Origin of the sequence: Sphingobacterium lumbrici (assembly GCF_006476045.1) — a bacterium.
Lineage (GTDB): Bacteria > Bacteroidota > Bacteroidia > Sphingobacteriales > Sphingobacteriaceae > Sphingobacterium > Sphingobacterium lumbrici.
Genome location: NZ_SRZY01000027.1, coordinates 375,770 through 399,049, shown reverse-complemented (window position 1 = coordinate 399,049; position 23,280 = coordinate 375,770). Strand labels below are relative to the sequence as shown.

Here is a 23,280-nt window from a genome sequence, read left to right as displayed (position 1 = left end):
TCGTCTAAACCCTTATTTATTGATATTGATACTGTATCAAGGTCTATTGCAAAGGGGCAGGTGCCTCTTCTTCAAATAGAGGAAATTCTTTGATGATATTGTACCAATTGATGATTTTTTTGATATCCGAGGTATATACTCTCGATTCATCATGTCCCGGTGCTACTTCACGGAAAAACTCACGCAAAGCATTTCCATTAGCTTTCGCATCGGGGGTGTTTCCGTCATTTGCTTTGATTTTTTCAAATACATCTAAAAGACGGATTTCTTCTTCCTCTCCATAGATTGTGATATCTTCTAATGTAGCCATTTTTGTTGTGTTCAAATTCACAACAGATTTGATTTTAGCTTTATCGAGAGATTCTAAGATAAAGCCTCCTTTGTTTTGGCCCATTAATTTATATAAACCTGGTTTTCCTGTTACGGATACTAATGCTCTTAAATTCATATTTTTTTCTGAAAGTGTCTGTTCCCAATAGCCATCAAGAACCTTCATGGCTGTTGATGTTGAGGTAAATCACGAAGGTTTTATTGATTAGTCTTCAATCACTTCAATGGATAAAATACGATCACCTTGACGGATATCGTCTACTACATCTACATTTTCGATAACTTTACCAAAGCAGGTATGATTTCTGTCTAAGTGAGCAGTATTATTACGGCTATGGCATACAAAAAATTGAGAACCACCTGTATTGCGACCAGCGTGTGCCATTGATAATACTCCTCTATCATGGTATTGATTTTCTCCTGTCAATTCACAGTCAATTTTGTAACCGGGACCACCTGTACCAGGCATGCCTGCGGCACCTTCACGAGAGTTCGGACAGCCACCTTGGATAACGAAATCGGGAATGACACGGTGAAAAGTCAACCCATCATAATAACCTGATTTAGCTAATTTAATAAAGTTTGCTACTGTATTTGGAGCATCTTCTGTGTAAAATTGCACAGTCATATCGCCTTTTTCGGTCTTGATAATTGCTTTACTCATTTCTAAATAAATTGTTGATTTAATTTACAAAGATAAGCTTTTCCTTTAAAAATAAGGATGTGATGTACGTTCTTTACCTATTAAAGTTTGTTAATGCCAGATTATATTCCTAAATTTAAGGAAACCAGTTATTTAATTTTAAACTGTATTTTATGAATAAACTTGTTATCCGAGAGTGGGATCAATCGGATCGTCCACGTGAGAAGTTAATAGAACAAGGAAGAAGGGCATTGACGAATGCCGAACTATTGGCGATTCTTATTGGTTCGGGGTCACGGCAAGAGACCGCTGTCGAGCTATGCAGACGTATTCTCAATGATGCTAAAAATAGTCTCAATCATCTTTCGCACATGGAGGTTGCCGATTTTTGCCACTATAAGGGGATTGGTGATGCAAAAGCCATTTCCATTGTTGCCGCATTGGAGTTAGGCAGACGGAGAAGGGAAGAAGGGCAGGAGGATAAACCTACGTTAAACAGTAGTAAGCGAGTCTATGATTATTTTAAATATCAAGTACAGGATCTGCCTCATGAAGAATTTTGGGTATTGTACCTCAATACAGCCTGTAAGGTGTTAGAACGGCAATTGATTGGTCGGGGAGGAAATGATTTTACGCCAGTTGATGTACGGATAGTCTTACGGTATGCGCTGCAATATAAGGCAAACTCCATTATTCTCATCCATAACCATCCTTCAGGAACATTGGAACCCAGTCAGGCAGATAAGCAGCTCACGACAAAAATTAATGAGGCATCTAAAATTATGGATATCAGGGTAAATGATCATGTCATCTTTACCGATAGTGGGTATTACAGTTTTCGGGATGAAGGTCTTTTGTAAAATACAATAGGCTGTACCCGTGCAGCCTATTGTATTTTTGCATTAAGCAACATCGCGTAGATCCACAGGCACTACCCTGGAAATACCTTGTTCTACCATGGTAACTCCGTAAATGATATCTGTACTAGCTATCGTGCGTTTATTGTGCGATACGACGATAAATTGCGATTGATTGGCAAATTCACGAATGATATTGTTGAATTTGTCAATATTGGTATCGTCTAAAGGTGCGTCTACTTCATCAAATATACAGAATGGTGCGGGCTTCAATAAGTAAAGCGAAAACAACAGGGCTGTGGAAGTAAGTGTCTTTTCACCACCTGATAACTGGTTGATAGATAACGGACGTTTTCCTTTTGGTCTGGCGATAATATCAATATCTGATTCCAGAGGGTTTTTAGGGTCGCTTAAAATTAAGTCGCAACTGTCTTCTTCGTTAAATAGGGAGCGGAATACATGAATAAAATTTTCGCGAACAGTTGTAAATGCACTCATAAACTTATCGTTAGCATTGCCATCTATTTCCTGTATGGTTGCCATCAGTGTCGATTTAGCTTCCAAAAGATCATTTTTCTCCTTATTAATGAAATTATAGCGCTCAGTTATTTCATCGTAAGCTTCTTTTGCCATTGGATTAATAGACCCATACTCATTAAGCTGTTTTTTTAAACGGGAACATACCTCAGTTAACTCTTCTTGCGAAGCGGTTATCTCTGGCATTTCTCCCTCCATAAGGGTTTTGATATCAATGTTAAATTCTACGGATAATCGCTCTTTTAAAGAATTGAGATCAATCTGTAAATTCGTTTTTTTGTCTTTAAATTCTGTTATCAAAAGGTCGTATTGATCTTTGGATTTGCGGAGTTGGGTTAGATCCTCTTCCAGGTCATGAATCACTTTACGTGACGAATAGAACTCTTCTTCCATTTCATGGAGGGCCTTTTCCAACAGTTCTTTTTGCTCATATAAATCCCGAAGATCATCGTCATTGGTGTCCGTAAATTTCAATGCGTCCTGCATGCCGATTTTCACCTGCTCTAGTTCAGCTGTATTCTTGGCTACCCGGGTTTCCAGTGCCTCTTGTTGACTTTCCCGGTATTCCAGATCTTTTTGGATGCCTGAAACTTTATTTTGCTGTTGATGTAAACGTATATTTTCTTGATTGTATATATTGGATTTCTCAGTGAGCAATTCGTTCAGTTCATGAAAAGTGGACTGGAGATCATTCAATTTTTTTCGTCTTTCATCACTTTCTGCTCGTAGCGTTTTTAGTTCTGGTTCTGCTTGTGCGAGTTCCTCTATAATGACACGTGTTTTATGTTCGATATCCTGTTTGCGGGTCTGGCTATTGGAAATAAAGGCTTGGTATTGTTCCTGTTTTGTTTTTACCGATGTCCACTCATTTTGTAGTCTGTTTAATTGCAACCGCAATTCATCGATGAGATCTTTTTGAGATTCCAAACGCCATGAAGCCAATTGTTCAGTATGTTCTGTTTCAATTTTTTGAAGCTCTGCGATGCGTAGGTTTAAGGTTTTGATTTCTTTAGCTAGATTTTCCAGGTTTTTAGCCCTACCAATACGTTTACCTTCGAACAAACCGACAGAACCGCCACTGATCCCTAATTTGTTCTTACTGAACTTACCTTCGTGGTGCAAAATAATAACATTGCTGTCTGGTAGTTCAAGTTCTATGGATTTAGCTTCATCAGATTCTAATAAATAGACATTTTTGAGCAAAGCCAAGCAAAGTGGTTTGTATTTTTCATCTACTTTGATGACCTGCATGGCAGGGATAAGATTTTCTTGATAAAGAACGGGGTGGATTTCCTGCTCGGACAGTACAGATTCCAACACGAAGAAATTAGCTCGTCCACGTGAAGAATCACTTAATAAATTAATCGCTTGTATAGCGTCCGTCTGGGTGTCGACCACATAATGGTTCATCACCGATTCCAGGTAATTTTCAATGGCAACGCGGTATTCCTCTTTACAGAATAGAATATCTGAAAATAACGGATAAGGCTTATGCCAACCGGCATTCTTGCGTAAAAATTTAATGGATTCCGGAAAACCTTCTAAATTATCTACTAGCGACTTGGTGAGATTGTACTCATTTTGTTTTGCATCGACTAGGCGCGATTCTTTATTTAGTTCTAATTTGGCAAGGCCGAGCTGATGTTCCGCCTGTTGGATTTTAAGGTTTAACTCATTTTCAGCTTGTACTACAGTTTCAAATTGTTCCTGTTGTGCTTCCACTTTGGATTGAAGTTCTTCAACAGCTTGATTAAACTGATTTAATTCAGCTTCTTTGGAAGAGGTATCGGTGATATTGCGTAAAGATTCTTGCTCTAAGGCTTCTTTTTGAATATTTAAAACCGCGATATCTTTTTCCAGGCTATAAATCCTGTTTTGGATTTCTAAATTATCCTGTACAAATTTGTCGAGTTGGGCTTTTGAAGAATGCTGTTGTCCTCTTAATTCTTCGACCTCTGTTTTGTTTTTGGCGATATCGCCTTGATAAACATCTAATTTAGCCTGTTCTTCGTAAAGCTCTTCATGGAGTCTTTTTAAGGTATATTCCACATGACTTAATTGTTGTTTGTCCAAATTAAGCTCTGTGCTGATACGTGCATCTTTCTCCTGCAGATGGTGTAGTCTCTCGTTTTTTACCTTCTTTTCCGATTCGTACGAACGGATTTTGTTGATGTATTCGTTCGTCGCTTTTTGTTGAGCAGATAAGGCTTTCTCTTTTGCAAGAATATCTTCCCTATCTTTTCTTAGTGTATTCTCTTTCGCATCTATTTTTTCCAACGTATCCTGAAGCGACTGCTGCAGGTTCTTTTCTTTTTCGGATAGGGATTGTAGATCAGAACTAAAACTATCCAAGCGGTAATAGGCAAGCCCAATGCTGGCTTCTTTATATTCGTCTTTTAACTTAAAGTATTTATCCGCCTTTTTTGCCTGGTTCTCCAGTGATTTGAGATTTTTTGTTATTTCATACAGCAAGTCATCTACACGTGACAAGTCAGCTTCTGTGTCTTTTAACTTATTTAGCGTCTGTTTTTTACGTACTTTATATTTAGAGATACCTGAGGCTTCTTCAAAAAGATTACGTCGTGAATTGTCTTTATTGGCAATGATTTCATCGATCATTTTTAATTCAATAATCGAATAGGTATCTGCGCCAATACCGGTGTCTAAAAACAAATCGGTAATATCCTTTAAACGGCATTTTACATCATTGAGCCGATATTCGCTATCTCCATTGCGGTAGAGTTTTCGGGTAATGGTTACGGTTGTAAATTCTGTAGGAAGAATGTTTTTGTTGTTATTGAATGTAAGCGATACTTCGGCAAGGTTAGCCGGTTTACGATTTTTAGTTCCGTTAAAAATGATGTTCTCCATTTTCTCTGAACGTAGCATTTTGGTACTTTGCTCACCCAGTACCCAGCGTATTGCATCTACTACGTTTGACTTGCCACACCCGTTAGGCCCTACAATTGCCGTGACACCTTCATTAAAATTTATCGTAATCTTATCGCCAAAGCTTTTAAATCCCTTGATTTCAAGTTTAGTTAGCTCCATTCACTTATTGTTAAATTTAAGTTACGAAAGTACATAATTTTTGGATATTAGCGTATAGATGCTAGACATTAGATAAGTAACAAATCAAAAGCCTTATAGTGATTCTATAAGGCTTTTGATACGTTGTTTCATGGCGTATTCCAATTTTTTCGTCAACGGTTGCAGTGCCGTTATGTCTCCCTGTAAGTGGGGCTAATATTGCTCTGCAATACCAAGATATAATGGCGTGTCGGTGTTGCTTGGTTCACCTATCAAGGTAATGGATACGTATCGTCCGGGTTTGAAGTCGTACTCCCGCTCAATCAGGGGCGTTCCGGCTGCATTTTTTACGACAATGTTCTGTTTACCGCTAGCGTTGGCGATAAATAAATGATTTTCCACTGGCGATGTTGCGCTTTCGGTTACTCGATCAATAAAAACCGGTTCGCTGTCAGATCCTATATATACGGATACCTCATCTGCAATATTCGAAAGGTGTAAAAAACGTACAGCCGTATTATTTCCCAAATCATCGACCGACTGATCTTCTGTAATGATGTGTTTGGTTGCCGCAGCATCCCCAAATACAAAGGAAGTATAAGACGTACCGTCTTTAAAGGTATAATTCGTGTCGATAATTGTTTTCTGCATTTCATCTATAATGCGAATACGTCGATTGCCTACGAACAAATTTCTATACCTTTCTATTCCCTTATATTGTAAAAATCCAAACGGTATCGGAATACGGTTGTTATCTGCATAATATGCTAAGCCGATGTTTTCTGTATATCCGTTTACCATGGTCAATACAGCATGTGGTACCGGTTCATAATCTTTGTCCTTTAGACAGCTGCTCATTAGTACTGTGCCGAATACAATTGTAACAAGGAATTTAAAATTTAATAGTTTCATCTGTTGTCAATTTTGTTTTACTTCTATAATCAAAAACGAAAGAGCTATTCGGAAAGCTACAAGAGCGGTTAAAAAAAAGAAATGAACAATGGAGGTAACTTCAGTATTCGCGTGTTAAGCGGCTAGAACGAGATGACAGATAAAACGTTTTATGTTAAGAAATTGTTAAGTTTTTAAAAAAGCTTGACAGGTGTATTTTTTACACTTACCTTTGTGGCATCATAATTTAGGTTTATAATTGGTTAGTAAAGGTTTTCATTCTCCCCGTTTGAAAACCTTTTTTTTTATTTTAAAGTGTATGTTTTCAAAGGCCATCAAGAACTTTCATGTCTGTTTGTGATCCGTATCCGCCCTACGAACTACATGTTTGATTGCCCGATGATTTGTTTATAGTTCTGAGGATATAGCTCCTTTAAGTTTTTATGGTTTATTGACATGATATTTTGCAATGTATATTTCAGCCATTGAAAAGGATTGATTTCATGCTTCTTACAAATGGCGAAGAAAGAATAGACCATAGCCGACCGTTGCGCCGCTTCGTGGCTCCCCGCAAAGAGATAGTTTTTCCTTCCCAGGGCTATGGGTCTTATCGCATTCTCGACAAGATTATTATCAATAAAAAGGTTTCCATCGTATAAATAAGCTGATAAAGCGTCCCAACGTGCATACGCATAGGCCATCGCTTTCCCAATCTGGCTTTTGGGCAGAGTATTCTTTATTTCTTCGAAGATCCATTTCCCCAACTCGTTGATTGCGGGCAGTGATTCAGCTAGTCTAAGTTCTTTGATTTGCTGGGGAGAAAGGTTTTCTTCTTTGGCTTTCCTTTCGGTTGCATACAATTGTTGGATCAATAGCAATGCTTTTTCAGCTCTTCGTTTGTCGTTATCCAATGCTTTTTCAAACTCACGGCGAGCATGCGCCCAACAGGCCAGGTGTGTCACCTCTTTCTTCTTTCCGTACTTCTCGTACACGGCGTACCCATCCGTCTGGAGATATCCTTTGAAATCTCCAAGCATAGGTACAGCGGCGATGCCACCACGTGTGGGACTATAATCAAACAGTACGGTTCCGTCCAGCGGAGCATGATAGGCCCAATAATAACCTTGATGGGCGGCGCCCTTTTTATCGCTATCCAATACTTTTATTGGCGTTTCATCAACCTGAAGATACCCCTTGGCTTTGGTATCGAAAATGAGTTGTTCATACAATGGTTCCAATTTTTCCAATGCCTGCTTGGTCCATCCTTCGATTGTTGAGGATGGGATCTGTATGTTTTCCCTGGCGAAGATCTGCTTCTGACGGTACAGAGGGAGGTGATCCATGTACTTACCGGTCAGGATCATGGCCAGTAGACCTGCTCCCGGGATTCCTTTATCGATTACCCGTTCAGGAAGCTCGGCGATGGATACTCCGTCTCCATTTTTAGCCGCATATTTATAACGGATGTAGCGTTTGATATAGAACTTAGCCGGTTCACATTCTAGTTCTTCGGTAATTTCTTTACCGATGCATACCATTTCCGACAAATCGCCTTCTGGGTGGATTTCGATTTCCTCTACGGGAAGATGTGCCGGAAGTTTAGCCCGTCCTTTATGGTTGGGACGTTTACGTACGTACTCAATCTTTTCTTTGGTTTCTTCCTGTTGCTGTTCCACTTCAGCAGGCTCTGCTTCAAAGGGAAGAGCTATCTGGTTGGAATCGCCTTCGAAACGTTCGCGCTTCTGTCCAAACTGCATACGTTTGTACATCGCAAGTTGCGATTCTAAGTAATCTATCTTCTGGTCACGACTGGAAATAACCTTTAAAAGGTCTTCTTTTGATAGATTTTCCAGTGCTGTTCCCATACCCTAAAAGTACGAATAAATCAGGTTTACAGCAACTGAAAAGCCTGTTTTATGGTAATAAAAAACGCTTTTTGCGAATGCTTTTTACCACCTGTATGCCTTCGACCATGAGCACCAGGTCACTCCAAGAAAACTCTCCATCTTTTACATTGGGCGGTAAAAAAGTTCCACTTTCCAGTCGTTTATAATACAGCACGAAGCCTCCTTTTTCCCAATGCAGCAGCTTCATATGCGTACGGCTACGGTTCAGAAATACAAACACCTCGCCACTGGTAGCTTGGCGCTGCATGTTCGAACTGATTAAACCACAAAGCCCGTCAAATGATTTTCTCATATCGCAATGGCCGTTAAAAAGATAGAACCGATGCGATGATCCGAGCGCAAACACTAATAAATATGAATAAGTTTGGCGACCAATGATAGATCACCATCTGTACTGATGCGGACCCCATTGGGATAAATGACTTCGATCTTTCCTGATTCAACCATGGTGGAGCGGATTTCCGTAAATCCACCTTGTTCACCCTGTTCTGAACTCTTTTTGATCCAATAACCCAGCGTACAGACCTTGATTCCGTGGAAAGAACAAAAATCCTTTTGGCTTTGACCACTCTCTCCCCATTGGGCGACTAACGAGAGCATTTTCTCGCGCTTACTTTCTAATAAATTCATGTAAGCAAAGATAAATCCTATAGGAATCTATTTAAATATGCACTTGGTAGGCCGGATACTGTGATCCGATGGAACAATGAAATTTTTATTTTAAAGTTTACTAATCTCATTAGCCATATCTTCAGATGTTTTTTCCAGAATTTCAATTTTTGAGAAAAATCCTTTTGTGTGATTTTGTTCACTTGTACCGTACCAAACCATATTACTCCGTGTTTGAATTTTTTTACTAATTCGTGCAGAGTGCGACCATGTTTCAATTTGAGGAATATTGTGATTTACAGATTCGTTAGCTATAAATCGTAACCACACATCTCTATCATCAGAATTCATAGATTCTAAAACAAGAATTCCACCTTCCTCTTCCTTAAGAAAATCAACTATATTTTTCTCTACATCGTTATCAATTTCAATTATTTCTTTTTTAATCGTTGTTTCAGGTATGGAAATTTCTATGTTTTTAACCCATCTTTCAGCGGGGAAAATGCTTTTCAAAACTTTTGCAATGTCTTCCTTATATGTATTCTCACTCGCAAAATCATAAATGAAATTACCTAATTCTGATTCTTGAATAAGTTTGTAATAGGGTAAGTTTCTTGGAACCTCATTATGAACTTCAATTGGTCCCGAAAAAATATTTGCAATACAAATTCTTGCTGGATTTATTCCGTCCAAATATTTATTTTCTCTACCAGTTCTCTAAAAGCATTGCGATAAGAAACTAATTGTCTAAATGGATTGATAAAATTTGCACCTGCTTTTATTTCCAATCTACTTCTGTCTTTTAGACTTTCGTTATGCCACTTTGCTGAATGAAATTCATTTTCATTTGGTGGTAATTTGATTATTCCTTTGTAATCTTTAAAATCAATAAGTATTAGACCATTGTTATAGTATAATATAGCATCGGCACGAAAACGAGAATAAGATTCATTAAAAGGATTATCAATTAGTACACCATTATATCCCAACTTATTAAAAGCTATTTCAATTATTTCAACAACTCTACGGAACTGTTCGTTTTCGTGAGTGTTATTTGTTCTGTTGTTTAATATTTCCAAACTCATTTATAACATGTTCTTTTAGGACAGATTAGTACTATTCCTCGCTTTTTACATTAATTCTCTCAAATCATTATTCTCAATGGCTATGATTACTTCTTTATTTCTGCCTTTTGTTCTGGATTCAATATCATCCAAATAGCTTTCGCCAAGATGCTGTTTTAGATATGTGATTTCTTCTAAGAAGTACCGAATAGATTTTTTATCATCGGATAATTCCTGAGCACCTATACGTCTAATACTTTTAGTGGAAAGCGTGTGATAATGACGCAAATCCTTTATCAACATTTGTATAAAGTTCAGATTTTCGAAATTCAAATCTTTTAAAATTCTAAGTGATTTCTTGAGGTTTGCCTCTGCTTTTTGTTCCAGAGATATCTCGCTTCTACCCATTTTATATTTTGGTTTGAATTCTTTTACCTCTTCATACAAGCTCCAGAAAACAGATGAAAGCTTTAAAGTCGGTTCGTCAATCACACAAGCTATTTTTTGTAGAAGATCTTCAAAATCAATCTCTCTGATTGTTCTGTTTTCTTCTTTTCCTACAGTCTGAGCAAACAAACTCAATCCTTTACGTCGTAATACATTTAATTCGTATTCGGAATGTTTTTTAGCAGTTTTCACGCGAGGTGGAAGCTGACTAATTTTATCGATGATCTCAGGGTGCTTCTTTTGTAGATCTGCATATAGATTTCTGATTTTGGTAATTGTATTTACTTCTCCTTCTTCTTGCGGATTAATGTTGATTTTTGATCCCAAAGCAGCAGCTGTAGGCTCTTCATCTTCATCAAATATTTTAGCATCTTCTCCCAGAGCATTATGAATTAAAAACATTTTTTGCTGCGCGATTTCTCTTGATTTTACAATATCAGCCCCCTTTAATGAAGGGAAGAAATTCAAAATAAATAATTCATCATACACTTTAGACCCAATACGATTAATACGACCTACACGCTGAATAACACGTGTGGGATTCCAGGGAATATCATAATTGATAATAGCTCCAGCCCTGTTCAAATTGAATCCTTCGGACAGCTTATCTGAGGTTAGCAATATTTTAAAATGATTAGTTTTTGAACCTTTATACTGTGCATTGAAATCGCTGTTTAGATTTTTGGCTAATTCTTTTGATACTTTACCATCACATATCAAAACATCATTTCCAAATTCTTTTCTAAACCGTTTTTCGAGATGATGAATGGTATCTACATATTCTGAGAATAGGATAATCTTTCTGTCCGGTTCGTTTACTAAAAGATTTTTTATTTTTTTAATAATTTCTTCCTGTTTAGGATCTTTCTCGACTAACTTTAAGTCTTTTAATCGTTTTTGAATAGCCTCAAACAATTGAATATCCGAATCTATATCATCTAAAAATTCCTGTCTTCTTTGGAAGATGTCAATGTCATAAACTTCATTATTTTTAGGAGTTTTTCGTTTGAGATCGCCAGCAGCATATTTCTCTAAATTGGCTTCAATATATTCAATTTCAAAATCCTTGATTCGATCAATAAAAGAACGATCTAAAATAAATTTTCCTGTCTTATCAATAAAATCTTTTACTAATAAATGTACCTGTAAAAACCGTTCTATGGATTTTTCAAAAGAACCAAACGAAGACTCGAACCGTTTCACCAAAATACGACGCATAAAATCATATAAGTTTTTCTGTTGGTTGTATTGTCGGTTCCCAAATTCATCCAGCTTATCACTCAATATTTTTTCGTAACTAAATGGCTGATAAATCGCACCAGTAAATAACCCGTTTTCTGCAAAGTACTTACTGATGATATTGTCATAAAATTCATCTTGTTGCGCATCCAGATAATAAAATCCTTCTTTTAACAGTTTAACCTCAGAGAGCTCCCCCACTTCTTTGGCATATACATAATCCTGCTTCAGATCCAGACGGTTTCTGCGAATTACTACAGGGCTTATAATACGTTTGATATCGTTTGAAAGACGTTGTGTTTGGGCTTTTACTTTTTTAATATCTATTGGTAAATTTTCATCAACCATTGTTGTGTAATAATTCTCTGCCATCTTTCTTTTCTTATCGTCAGCAGAGTTCCAATGTTTAAATATAAAAGACAACTGCTTATACTCGTAGTTCAGACGACTGAACTTCCCTGCCAGATTGTCCTCCAAAGAAATGGTTGATTTCCCAGGAACAATAAATAGCTTTAGTAAAGAAAAAATATCTGCTGGAGAATTATTGAATGGCGTAGCCGACAAAAGAATCACTTTTTTGCCACGGCAAATCATTGATAATGCTTCGTAGTCAGCCGTATCCTGATTGCGAAAATAGTGTGCTTCATCTACGATAATCACTTCAAAGTCTCTTCCTTCAATATTATCAGCAATTTGATCTATTTTTCCCCGACTGTAAACCTGCCAGTTATGCAATCCGAACTTTTCTAAATATTCCCACCAACCGCTGTCTTTCTTTTCGGCATCCCCCATTAATCCGGGAGGACAAATGATAATACCCCGTTTGTTCATCTGTCGGGCAATCATTGACGCAATAACCGATTTTCCTAAACCTACCACATCAGCGATAATACAACCATTATGTTCTTTGATCATTTGGATGGCTTGATTCACCGCATCTGACTGGTAACTGAATTTTTTAAACTCCATCTTATCCAATAGCGCATCTAAATCCACTTCTTCATTTTCCTGATTTTGCAGATCGAGATACGTTTTTATAACCAGACAATAAGCTTCAAAAGGTGTTATCGTAGCAACTTGTGTTTTATTTTTGATAAAGTCAATCAGTATCTTACGGTTTTCCAAATGATCAGTGATGGGGGTTGCCCGTTCCCACAATTCGTCAAAATATTGAATGGCATCAGCGTAACCATAATCTTTAATTTCCACATTAAACTCTTCCTGATTATGTAAGCCGGAACGGGTCAGGTTACTACTTCCGGTTATAAATTGTCCGGGCATACCTTGTTTTTCTGCCTGATCTTCGTTTAAATGGAAGAGATATAATTTTGCGTGATTTGGATTTTCCGTTTTACGTATTTCCAGCCTGCCTTCTTCGATCATCTGAACAAAGAAGCCTACCTGATTGTAAAATTCTTCTGTATCCATTTCTTCATTATTCAATGCAAATCCTAATGAAACAAGATAATTTTGAAATACCTCATCATTTGAGAACCCTTCTTCCAAGTTTTCAGCATATTCGATAATGCTTCCCGCGTGTTGAAATACTTGTAATCCGACCAGTATTTTTAATTTTTGTTCAGGCTTTTTCTGTAAACTTTGATAAATCTCCGCCCAACCGTTGAAGTAAAAAAATCCTACTAAGAATTTCAGTTCGTCGCTAATAGAGATTAAAGTGTTTAACCTTCCTTTTAGTGTCTTTTGCTGTTTATTATTGGTGATAAAATTATTTGGCATTTTAAATGTTTTTTATTCTGCGATTACTAAGGATTAGGATATGTTTTTCCCAAATTCCAATCCTGTTGGTTGATTTTATTCTTGATAACTTTTAGTTGTTCTACAATTTCGTCAAATGTTGGAGCATCCGGTTGATAGATCATTTCTTCTCTCATCTTTTTGTAATCACGCTCCCAAGCCTCTAGCACCTCACTGACTGGAATAAAGTCAAGTGTTTTTGGCGATAACAGATTGTAATCTATACCTGCTACTTTTGTAAAGTTAAATCGGTGTTCTACAATTGTTTTATACAACTCATCGTCTTCAACAGCCATTAAGTATTTGCTTTTTGATAATTGATCTATATCATACAGATGACGACTCAACCGATCGACCCTTATCTTTTCTAAAGGTTTATGAAACTCCTCATGTAAAAGAAAAAGCTTTTCTAAGAAGGTTCGTTCAGGATTGACTGTTGGGATTACCACAGGCGATGCTGAGAAATCCCTGTCAGCATACAAATTATCTAAAAAAGAAGTTACAGGTCGCAAGGTATAAGGTTCTATTAATGAACGACAACCAATTTCTATCTGTATTCGAGGCTGAACGTAGCCCAAGCTCTGTATAACATTAGGATAATAAATTTCAATAATCCGAGGATCCTGATCACTGTCTTTAGCTTCTACAAGGTTAAATTCCAGATTCTTAAATCCGTATGTTGCAAATTTATCCTGTATTTCTGCGTAAAAATGTTCAGAGGTATATTTATTCGCAGCCTTTCTTAACTGAGTTCGTTTATTCTTTGACAATACACCACCAAACCCTAAAAACTTTCGGTCAATGGCTAAGTCAATATCTTCTGAAAACCGATGAATAAGATTCCAAGATTTACTCAATGATGTTCCTCCTTTGAACACAAGATGTTCAGCAGCACTTGTTTTAAAAACAATTTCCAAGGTACGTACTACCCACCAGTCTTTTTCTGCCACAGAAGGAGGAATCCCAATATGTTCAGCGACTTGATTATAGGCGTTGATTTGAGTTTCTGTTGGTATGGTGAGCCAATTAATCATTTCTGTTTGTTTTTAAAGCCTGACGCATAATAATTCTAATCCATTCCGGGGCTAATTTTATATCGTGTTGTAAGCGGTAAGGGTCTTCTTTTTCTAATTGTCGAAGGATACTATTTATTTCATCTTCTGTTACATTGTCTTTACCTATTTCACGAAGTGCCTGAATTGCTAAACTACTTATCGACCCAATTGCTGCGAGATTTCGAGGACTTGTTTTCTTGAATACAATTTTACGCTTTCCTATTTGTATAGTACGTGCAGCTCCATCTGTAAGGTAGACCAAATTCATCGGAACCTGTGGAGATAGACCCAATGCATTTAGTGCTAATATACCGGTAGGAATAATCCTTGCTTTATCTCTTCGACGAACTGCTTCGGCTATTTCTTCTGTAGTCGGAGAAATAGCCCCTAATATAGGATCTATTCTTAATCGGGAGTAGATACCACGAGACACCCGCGACAAATCTTCTTTTTCTACCAATCGTTCCAATGCTTTGGATACGGCTTTAGAAGTACCCAAATTAAGAAAATCTTCGATAAAGAATAGCGAACCCCTCTTGGCTTTTTTAATCTTTGCAATTATTTTATTATCAACACTTTCCAAACTTTATATTGATTATTTTGTCGTAAAAATAGTAAAAATTTGCGACAAAAATAAGATTATGATTTTAATTTTTGATTCAGAGCAAATGACGATACGGTTAGACGATGTACCCCCAGAATTCTGCCGATAGCAGAATAAGACACTTTTTTGTCGAGTAACTCTTGTATTTTCTTTTCTTGACCAGTTAACTTTGTTTTGGATGATTTACTTCCAACCGGCCGACCGAGAACAACTCCTTCCGCTCGTTTTCTTGCCAACGCCTCTTTCGTACGCTGTGAAATTAAGTTTCGTTCTATCTCAGCTGATAAACCAAAAGCAAAAGCCAATACTTTAGAATTGATGTCACTTCCCAGACGATAATTATCTTTTATTGTCCATACCTGGATATCTCGATTCATACATTCATTTAGTACGCCCATAATCATGAGTAAGTTTCTCCCCAAGCGGGAAAGCTCTGAGCAAATAAGAATATCGCCTTTTTTCATTTTCTTGAGGAGTTTACCCAATTTCCGATCATCCACGTTCTTGGCACCTGAAATCGTTTCCTCTATCCATTTATTCACCAAGATTTCTTGTCTTTCACAAAAATTATTAATCTCATAACGTTGGTTTTCTACCGTTTGCTTGTCTGTACTTACTCTAATGTATCCGTAAATCATTTTAAATTGTTTAAATTATTATTCAGTTTTGGTTTAAATTATACGTAAGCTGTCTAAATTAAACCTATCCAATAAATGTAGCAGTAAGATCAGCGTTTATTTTAGACAAAATGCTAATCTTTCAGAGTTTAAAAACTCTAAAAGTTGGGTTGTGCTGTCTCCTATTGAAAAACAGATTAAAGAGAAAATAGAGCAATTTGGTACTCCATTAAAGGATTGGGATATTCGTATAAATTATGGTATAAAAACAGGTTTCAATGAAGCCTTTATAATAGATGATTCTAAAAGAAAACAATTGATAGCTGAAGATCCTAAAAGTGAAGAAATTATACGACCGTTATTAAGAGGACGCGATATTAAGCGATATTCTCACGAATTTGCGGATTTACACCTTATTACAACGTTCCCAAGCTTAAAAATAGATATTGAAAAGTACCCTGCTGTAAAGCAACACCTTATGAGTTTTGGATATGATAGATTAAGACAAACAGGAGATATAGGAGCAAGAAAAAAAACTAATAATCAATGGTTTGAAACACAAGATTCGATAAGTTATTGGGAGGATTTTTCTAAACAGAAAATAGTATGGAAACGTGTTGGTTCTATTTTACGTTTTTCCTACGACGATACGGGAATAATGGCTTTAGATAGTACGTGTTTTGCTACAGGAAAATATATCAAATATTTAGTTGCTGTATTAAACTCCAAAATGGGTAAATACTTGATGAAAGATTCTCCTCAAACAGGAACAGGAGATCTTCTGATAAGCGTTCAGGCGATTGAACCTCTAAAAATACCTATTCCGAACTCAAACACTGAGAAATTAATTAATGAAATTATAGATACTATATTGGATAATGGCAATGATGTTTCTTATAAATTAGTTTCAGAAATTGACCGAAAAGTTTATAATTTATATGACCTTAATGATGAAGAATGTTATTTTATTGAATCTCAACAAACCCAATAGTATTTTTTTCTTCTTCAGTCAAAGAATATAATTCAAAAATTCGTTTATCAATCTCAATCTCAATTTCTCTCGTAGATAATTGTTTGTTTTTTAATTCTTGTAATTTCAAAACTAATTTTTCATATTCTAAATTGATGTTTTGCGAAACTTGAAGGACTGGAATCTTATCCAAAAATATTTTTCTTAATTCCCTTGTGCCTCCCTGTAATTCAGGAAAATTATCGATGAAACAATATTTAAAAAGTGATGAGTTCAAAAAAGCTGTCAGATAAGCTATATTTTCTCCTGTTATCATAAACGACTTGTCATTCTGTACAAAACCTTTGTCATCTAAATAAAACGGCAAGAACTTAGTCATATTTGGATACATAATTTTTTGTATAAAGAAATCCTCCATATAAGCACAGTTGCGTAAATTGTATAAAGTATCTCCTTTATCCGCCCGTTTTTCTAATTGCGGATAATATTGATTCAAGTGTTTTTTAATAGATGGGTAATTATCTATTTCTATGCGTTTTATATCCTTTTCTTTGACACCATTGTGAGTATTAATTAACCACAGATCAGCAAAATCATAACCATATCTTTTTATGTCCCTGCCGCGTAAAATAGGTCGTATGATTTCGGCAGATTTTGGATCTTCTGCGATTAACTCATCTTTCTTCTTTCCGTCAATAATGAAAGCCTCATTATAGCCAGTCAATATCCCACGATAAATATTAATATCCCAGTCTTTTAGTGGCACCCCAACGGCTTCAATTTTAGCTTTTATTCTTTGTTCAATTTCACTTAGAACTACCCAACTTTCCCTCTTTGAAAAATTACAAACTGTAGCATTTTGTCTAAAATAAACGCTCAAATTATTTAACACCTTTTCTTTAATCACACAGGCTCTTGTCTGTTGTCTATTTTTATCCTTAGAAAACAAGAGAATATTAGTATCGACCGTAGCGGACTCAAATATCTTTTGTCCTGCAAAGTCAATTAATAAAATAGGATTTGTATGGGTTGCAAAGAATTCACGAGTGCTTTCTCCGTATCCTGCACGCATCCATTTATTAGATGTGATATAGCATAGGAATCCATTGTTTTTTAATAATTGCCAACCACGTTCATAAAACAGTGAATAGATATCTCCCGTTTTAGCGAAGGTTTTATATTCGCAATGTTGATACAATTTAGCCAACCTGCCACTTTCTTTTTGTAATTGTACATATGGTGGATTTCCAATTACTAAATCGAAACCCTCTTCCAATCCAAACATCCATTCCGGATCAAAGAAAGGCGAACTTGCATTTTGATCGTATGGATTCCATTTGGCAATTTTTTCTATTGTGTCCTCGAATCCTATTTTTTTAGCCTTATTTTTTTCTTTAGATATCTCTGATTGTAAAGCTTTAATTAGTCTATCAATTTCGACTCTCGGTTTTTCATTCAAATCAACCTTAAAAATAGAAGTCTGTTGTGCAGATTGATTATCAAACATTGAGGTTTGTATCACTTTTTGGAAATCTTCAACCCAATTTTCGCTTTCATAAGCTTTACGTTGAGTTTGCAGCTTCTCAATCTGTTGAAGACTGTTATTTATTTTCGTTTCATCAGGCTTTGTAGAATTTTCATAGAGATATTGGACAATTTCATTTCTCAACTCATCATCTTGTTTTCTCAACTTAATTTTTTCGGAAGCTGATTTTGCATAAAAGTGCTTTTGTCTAGTATCCAATAGCTTTTTCTGTAAAGCCTTAAGTTGAGCATCTGTCAAATCCAATAACCCATTGTTTTCACTTTCCAATCCAATCAATGTATTAGCTGCCACAAATTTAGTTTCTAAGTTTGGCAAGGTTAATACACCATAATTTTCTTCAGGCTTAGATAGATCCATTGTTTCTTGTTCTACAATTAAGGAAATGAAGAAGCGTAATTTGCTGATTTGTGCAGCAATCGTTTGTATATCCACACCGTAAATACACTCTTCAATCAAATGTAATTTCAAGTCGTGGTGTGAAGCTTTATTCTTAGCATCCAACTTTTCTAAGATCTCTACCATTCGATTCAGTATTCCCATAGGAAATGCTCCGGAACCACAAGCTGGGTCAAGGATTTTCACAGCTCGTAGTTCTTTGGCTATTTTATCACATAAAGGGTGATTATTTTCTAAAAATTCGGGTAATGTATCTTGTTCAAATAGTTGATGGATTAATTCTTCATCCAAATCAGGTAATGCATTATTCAAATAGGCTATTAATGATTCATCCACCATATACGCTACAATCTCTTTTGGTGTATAAAAACTACCGGATTGTTTACGAGCAGATTCCTGTGTCTCAGGATTAAAGGCTCCTAACAGGTTTTCAAAAACGTTTCCTAATAATTCAGGGTCTAAAGCTACCTGAACCTCATTCGGGACATTTTCCTCGACTGTGAAATTATATTTTTCCAAAATTGGAATTAAGCCTTTCTCTTGGTCAAAGAAAACAGCATTCGGAATAAATGCCCGATCCGTAAAATTACCATTTCTCTTATCAGCTTTTCTGCTAAAGCCATCTAAATGATATTTTATGCCATCTGTTCCTACTTCTTTATCCAGACATTCAAAAAGACCGCCGTTCAAAAACGGGATAGGACGAAATAAATTTAAAACTTCTTCTTCGGAAATTGTAAACATTTCTGCATAACGATACCTAGTTTTAATATCCCTATTTTTTGTTTTTGCAAACTCTCTTTCAATTATCGCCTTGTTTAAAGTAGCAAAGAACAGGTTTTGTAAAATAGCGTTGTAATAACTTCCATCAGAAGTGTTATTAGGATCAAAGTCTTTTAGGATTTCTGATAACTTGTCCGTTTTAAATAATTCATCTGGTACCAAATGTTTCTGTTTGATAAACCAAACAAATAACAATCGGGTAATCAAACGAATCATTTGCTCTTCCAACTTTACACGGTCATCGTCTGAAGTAGCAGTATCATTCGGAAATGTAATACCTACTTCGGTTGTAAGTGTCCATTGATACCATTTAAACAAATCATTGTAGAATTCCTTGGTAAGTTTTTCAACCGAAAATGCTTCCTGAATACTATCAAGATCTTTAAATGTACAATTTCCAATTCTTTGCCTAAAAGTTTTATTGGTGTCTTCTGGAGTTATAAAGTAAGTAAAACGTTTCCAAGGAGAATATTTTTTATCTGCTTTTCCGTCCCAATTTCTTCTGATAAATGAAAACCTGAATTTTCCGGTATCATCATAAAAAACGAAAATAGCTCCATCTTTAAAATCTTCCTTTAAAACTAATTTTGCGATCTCAAATTGCTTTTTCTTAGAAGAACGCTCTGACAATATTCCATTATACTTACAGGCAAAAACAATTAATTCGTCAGAATTTTTGAACTCTACATTTCCAATTCTAGTCAGTTCTGAGAATTGACTAAAATCTTTACCTTCTATATAATGGTTAATATCTTCTGTTTCAATTTTAAAAGAAGAAATAGCTTTTTTGAAAAAATCTGCTAATGTTTTTATTGAGAAAGTATGTATAAGTTTATCCATTTCCTTGATGTATAACCATTTTAATCGTATTGGGTAAAGATAAGAAAATAATATGCTCAGATTTCTAGGTGGAAGAATATACTTTTTCTAATTCATATAAGCATATATGAAATTTAATCTAAGTCAATTATGGTTTTTCACAGTTTTCTCCCTTTTTTCTTTTTCTTCATCTTCTTAGCAAACTGTTCTTCTTCATAGTCCTCGCTTTGTGCATCGGGCAACAGGCTGAACAATCCTAAATCAGAACTTTGCGAATCTTGTTGCGAGATAAACTCAAAAAAGTCTTTTGTCGGTTGGCTGTCTATTACGTTCGTATTGGACACTGGGCTGTCCTGTGTTTTTAATTCGGGTTTATTTCCGTTGTTCCACCATTGGTTAAACATATTTGCCGACAGGCTTCTATCTAATTGTGAAGCGTTCCAGTTCTTCGCTTTCCATCCCAAGAACGGCATTTTTAAGTTTAGCACTGTTTACAGCCCCCTCGTTCTTCAGAATTTTGGAATAGCATTCCCTCAATACCCGAACGAATTTTGTCAAGTTTGCTGTTTGTGTCTTGGGCTTCTCGGCTTTTACCTAAAACCCTGCCGTACTTCAAATCCCAATTCGATGCGGAAATATCCAGTTTGGTACTGAATGCAGACTGTTTGCCGTTTATGGTAATCCTGCACATAACCGTAACTTTTCCGTTTTTCTTTTGGGCGTTCTTTTTAAGATAGAATAGTACCTTAAATGTTGATTTTTTGTCGTTTCCATACTCACAATTCTTAATGATAAAATTAAACCTATGTGAGCTACGGAACAATATGAAAAACTATGCAAAAAACTGAAATACAGTATTTTAAAAAGATTGTTTCCAATTTATAAAAGTAACGTTTTAGTAACCTTACTTTTGCCAAACCTTGCTTTTTACCTCATTACCAAAAAATCATAAAACGGCTGTAAAGTCTTTATTTACAACCGTTTTGCCTGCTATTAATCTTTGATGTATTTTTACGGAAAATTTATTTTATATACCGCAGGCTTTTAAAGCTTCTTTTACTTCTTCGTGGCGATATATACTATCACTCGTGCCAAAGTTAGTCGTGATGTAAGTAAGAATGTAAGCAATATCCAGTTCGGTTAATTGTGGATTTGCAGGCATTTGATTTTTGTATGTTTTTCCGTGGATGATAATACTTTCCTTCATTCCATACCGTATAATACAACTTAGTTTTGCCCGGTTCTGTTTGAAATATTCGTTGTCGGTGAGAGGAGGGTAGAGCTGTGCAAGTCCTTCACCTTTGGAACCATGGCAATTTTGACAATGGCTCAGGTAAAGCTTTTGTCCATTGACGGCATATTGGGCAGTTTGGATACTGACATTCGATTGGCATGAGGATATATGCAGAAGAAGCATTATCAACACGCCAATGGATGTCAAAATGATGGTGTACCGATTATTCATACTCCTTTAAAAGGATATCAATGTCTTTTAGTAATTGCGACACTTGTTCTTTATTAGTCCCGTCGTATGCACCACGTATATGCTTATCATGATCTACAAGTACCAGGTATCCGGAGTGGTCGTATCCACCTGCTACGGTAGAATCTTCTTTTGTATATACGAAATATTGATCGGCTAAGCTGTAGATAGCTGCTTTGCTACCTGTTACAAACTGCCATTGCTCATTATTCACACCCAGATTTGTCGCGTATTCTTTCAATACATGGGGTTGGTCATATTTAAAATCGATGCTGTGCGACAAAAATGAAATTCGCTCATCGTTTTTATATTTCTCGTATGCTTTTAGCAAATTGCGTTGCATAGTAGGACAAATGCTCGGACAATGTGTAAAAAAGAAATTAGCGACATATATTTTTTGATCAAAATTTTTATCACTGATCAGTACACTGTCCTGATTAAGAAAAGAGAATGCCGGGATCCTGTGGTAGATGGTGTCTGTCACGATCTTGCCATCAATTTCCTTTTGTACAGCATCTCGCTGTCCGATAATAGGAAGGGTCGTGGAAGTTGACTGGCATGCGGTGAACGCGATGCAAGCTATCATTCCGGCAAAGAATAATTTACGCATGGCTTTCTATTTGATTACAGATAGTTTTTTAGTACTTTCGGCTGATACATCTTCAAATTGCTGTTTCATTTCACGGATCTTCACAATTTCTGCTTTCTGATAGTCTATGTCTGCGCTGTCTGGCTTATAATCTTTCATCCAGGTCATCATATTATCTGTTGCATCTTCAAGATTGCGCTTTAATATGGTTAATTCATTCTTCAATGTAGTGGTATCGATTCCTGAATGTGTCCTTTTGATATCGGACAGATTAGCCAACAGGGAATCAATCTTTACGGTATTTCGGTCAAATTCGGCAATCTGAGGCATGATTTCATCATGAATAGCGATTGCTTCTTCGGTTAATTTATTATCAGCTATTTCATTTTTTGTAGATTTTTGCTGACATGATGCTAGTGCTAAACTTGCTCCGAGAGTAATATAAAATAACTTTTTCATATATATATTCTATTTGATTCTAATTTGTGTGTGGATACTACGTTTTTTTTTCATGGAATTACGTGCACCTCAATATTAATTGTCTTCCAGCTGAGGTTGATACACATTTCGTTTTGGAATTTGAAATGTTAAATCCCTGATGTATATCTCATTATATGATATTGCGATTAACGTACCATCGGTATCGTAAACATTTGTTTTAAATGTTTTGACCACTTTGCCACAATTTCGGATCGTGGTAAATGCTTCTTTTATATCACTATCTAACAGGCGGATCGAAAATCCAAGGTTCATTTTTCCGGGTTTTCGATATTCTATTTTCGCAGATTTTAACCATGCTACGGTCTTTTTGAGACCGTTTGCCTGAAAAATCTGATCCAATAGAATGGGATACAGTGGATCTAAGGCAGAAAATATGGTACCGCCAAAGACGGTGCGATTGGAGTTGATATTTAAAAAACTTTTGTAAATCTTGACATCTATGCCGCGAAAGCCTTCTTCCACTTTCTTGATCCATATTCTTTGGAACAGGAAAGGGGGATAGGTTCTTAATATCCATTTAAGTGATTTGGGCGAAAATTTCATGCTACAAAAGTACAACTTTCAAAAGTTTTTTGAGGAGAAGCTTTGCATTAATTAAAATTCTATCC

At 36.1% G+C, this 23,280-nt stretch carries 22 protein-coding genes; 2 read left to right on the top strand and 20 right to left on the bottom strand.

The genetic code is table 11. The features are described 5' to 3' along the window. Positions 1-43: 43 nt before the first annotated feature. Together E4F24_RS09530 and E4F24_RS09525 are read right to left on the bottom strand one after the other, a co-directional pair. Positions 44-496 carry a DUF5606 family protein gene (locus tag E4F24_RS09530; protein WP_235891192.1) on the bottom strand — a complete coding sequence of 151 codons (453 nt, stop codon included), beginning with the start codon at positions 494-496 and terminating at the stop codon, positions 44-46. A gap of 39 nt (positions 497-535) precedes the next feature. Continuing rightward, the gene (locus E4F24_RS09525; protein ID WP_140938456.1) at positions 536-994 is read right to left on the bottom strand and encodes a peptidylprolyl isomerase; all 459 of its coding nucleotides are present in this window, start codon (positions 992-994) and stop codon (positions 536-538) included. Positions 995-1,146: 152 nt separating this feature from the next. On the opposite strand from E4F24_RS09525, the gene radC reads away from it, so the two are divergent. Then, positions 1,147-1,833, top strand: a complete 687-nt coding sequence (radC, locus tag E4F24_RS09520; RefSeq protein ID WP_140938455.1) for a RadC family protein — start codon at positions 1,147-1,149, stop codon at positions 1,831-1,833. Between the two features lie 42 nt (positions 1,834-1,875). On the opposite strand, the gene smc is transcribed toward radC, so the two are convergent. From smc to E4F24_RS09465, 11 genes are all read right to left on the bottom strand, one after another. Next, positions 1,876-5,418 (bottom strand): chromosome segregation protein SMC, encoded by a 3,543-nt coding sequence (gene smc, locus E4F24_RS09515; protein ID WP_140938454.1) that lies wholly within the window; start codon positions 5,416-5,418, stop codon positions 1,876-1,878. 192 nt (positions 5,419-5,610) lie between these two features. Next, positions 5,611-6,309 (bottom strand): DUF4397 domain-containing protein, encoded by a 699-nt coding sequence (locus tag E4F24_RS09510; protein ID WP_140938453.1) that lies wholly within the window; start codon positions 6,307-6,309, stop codon positions 5,611-5,613. Positions 6,310-6,668: 359 nt separating this feature from the next. Beyond that, a complete protein-coding gene (tnpC, locus tag E4F24_RS09505; protein WP_140938452.1) occupies positions 6,669-8,153 on the bottom strand; it encodes an IS66 family transposase in 1,485 nt (494 codons plus the stop codon). A gap of 49 nt (positions 8,154-8,202) precedes the next feature. Next, positions 8,203-8,541 (bottom strand): IS66 family insertion sequence element accessory protein TnpB, encoded by a 339-nt coding sequence (gene tnpB, locus E4F24_RS09500; RefSeq protein WP_216629157.1) that lies wholly within the window; start codon positions 8,539-8,541, stop codon positions 8,203-8,205. Further along, positions 8,541-8,795 (bottom strand): IS66 family insertion sequence element accessory protein TnpA, encoded by a 255-nt coding sequence (gene tnpA / locus E4F24_RS09495; protein WP_140938450.1) that lies wholly within the window; start codon positions 8,793-8,795, stop codon positions 8,541-8,543. Before tnpA ends, tnpB begins: the two co-directional genes overlap by 1 nt. Before the next feature lie 120 nt (positions 8,796-8,915). Beyond that, positions 8,916-9,497, bottom strand: coding sequence for a hypothetical protein (locus E4F24_RS09490; protein ID WP_140938449.1), 582 nt, complete (start codon positions 9,495-9,497; stop codon positions 8,916-8,918). After that, on the bottom strand, positions 9,485-9,889 hold the full coding sequence (locus tag E4F24_RS09485; protein ID WP_140938448.1) for an NERD domain-containing protein: 405 nt from the start codon (positions 9,887-9,889) through the stop codon (positions 9,485-9,487). Before E4F24_RS09485 ends, E4F24_RS09490 begins: the two co-directional genes overlap by 13 nt. 45 nt (positions 9,890-9,934) lie before the next feature. After that, positions 9,935-13,291, bottom strand: coding sequence for a helicase-related protein (locus tag E4F24_RS09480; RefSeq protein WP_140938447.1), 3,357 nt, complete (start codon positions 13,289-13,291; stop codon positions 9,935-9,937). 26 nt (positions 13,292-13,317) lie between these two features. Further along, positions 13,318-14,343, bottom strand: a complete 1,026-nt coding sequence (locus E4F24_RS09475) for a nucleotidyl transferase AbiEii/AbiGii toxin family protein (RefSeq protein ID WP_140938446.1) — start codon at positions 14,341-14,343, stop codon at positions 13,318-13,320. Then, positions 14,336-14,947, bottom strand: a complete 612-nt coding sequence (locus E4F24_RS09470) for a DUF6088 family protein (RefSeq protein ID WP_140938445.1) — start codon at positions 14,945-14,947, stop codon at positions 14,336-14,338. Before E4F24_RS09470 ends, E4F24_RS09475 begins: the two co-directional genes overlap by 8 nt. Before the next feature lie 56 nt (positions 14,948-15,003). After that, complete coding sequence (locus tag E4F24_RS09465; RefSeq protein ID WP_140938444.1) at positions 15,004-15,606, bottom strand: master DNA invertase Mpi family serine-type recombinase; 603 nt, start codon at positions 15,604-15,606, stop codon at positions 15,004-15,006. 151 nt (positions 15,607-15,757) lie between these two features. Between E4F24_RS09465 and E4F24_RS09460 the strand changes: the two genes are divergently transcribed. Continuing rightward, positions 15,758-16,576 carry a TaqI-like C-terminal specificity domain-containing protein gene (locus E4F24_RS09460; protein ID WP_216629156.1) on the top strand — a complete coding sequence of 273 codons (819 nt, stop codon included), beginning with the start codon at positions 15,758-15,760 and terminating at the stop codon, positions 16,574-16,576. On the opposite strand, the gene E4F24_RS13960 is transcribed toward E4F24_RS09460, so the two are convergent. From E4F24_RS13960 to E4F24_RS09420, 7 genes are all read right to left on the bottom strand, one after another. After that, positions 16,551-20,120, bottom strand: a complete 3,570-nt coding sequence (locus E4F24_RS13960) for an Eco57I restriction-modification methylase domain-containing protein (RefSeq protein ID WP_216629155.1) — start codon at positions 20,118-20,120, stop codon at positions 16,551-16,553. The two genes, E4F24_RS09460 and E4F24_RS13960, sit on opposite strands and share 26 nt — an antisense overlap. A gap of 137 nt (positions 20,121-20,257) precedes the next feature. Continuing rightward, entirely contained in the window at positions 20,258-20,587 is a 330-nt protein-coding gene (locus E4F24_RS09445; RefSeq protein WP_235891191.1) for a hypothetical protein, read from the bottom strand. Next, entirely contained in the window at positions 20,581-20,922 is a 342-nt protein-coding gene (locus tag E4F24_RS14180) for an Arm DNA-binding domain-containing protein (RefSeq protein WP_449448569.1), read from the bottom strand. The genes E4F24_RS09445 and E4F24_RS14180 overlap by 7 nt, the downstream gene beginning before the upstream one ends. Before the next feature lie 204 nt (positions 20,923-21,126). Continuing rightward, entirely contained in the window at positions 21,127-21,564 is a 438-nt protein-coding gene (locus tag E4F24_RS09435; RefSeq protein ID WP_140938442.1) for a c-type cytochrome, read from the bottom strand. After that, a complete protein-coding gene (locus E4F24_RS09430; protein WP_140938441.1) occupies positions 21,557-22,192 on the bottom strand; it encodes an SCO family protein in 636 nt (211 codons plus the stop codon). Before E4F24_RS09430 ends, E4F24_RS09435 begins: the two co-directional genes overlap by 8 nt. Positions 22,193-22,198: 6 nt before the next feature. Next, on the bottom strand, positions 22,199-22,630 hold the full coding sequence (locus E4F24_RS09425) for a transposase (RefSeq protein WP_140938440.1): 432 nt from the start codon (positions 22,628-22,630) through the stop codon (positions 22,199-22,201). Between the two features lie 75 nt (positions 22,631-22,705). Next, positions 22,706-23,215 (bottom strand): hotdog fold domain-containing protein, encoded by a 510-nt coding sequence (locus E4F24_RS09420; protein WP_140938439.1) that lies wholly within the window; start codon positions 23,213-23,215, stop codon positions 22,706-22,708. Positions 23,216-23,280: the final 65 nt, after the last annotated feature.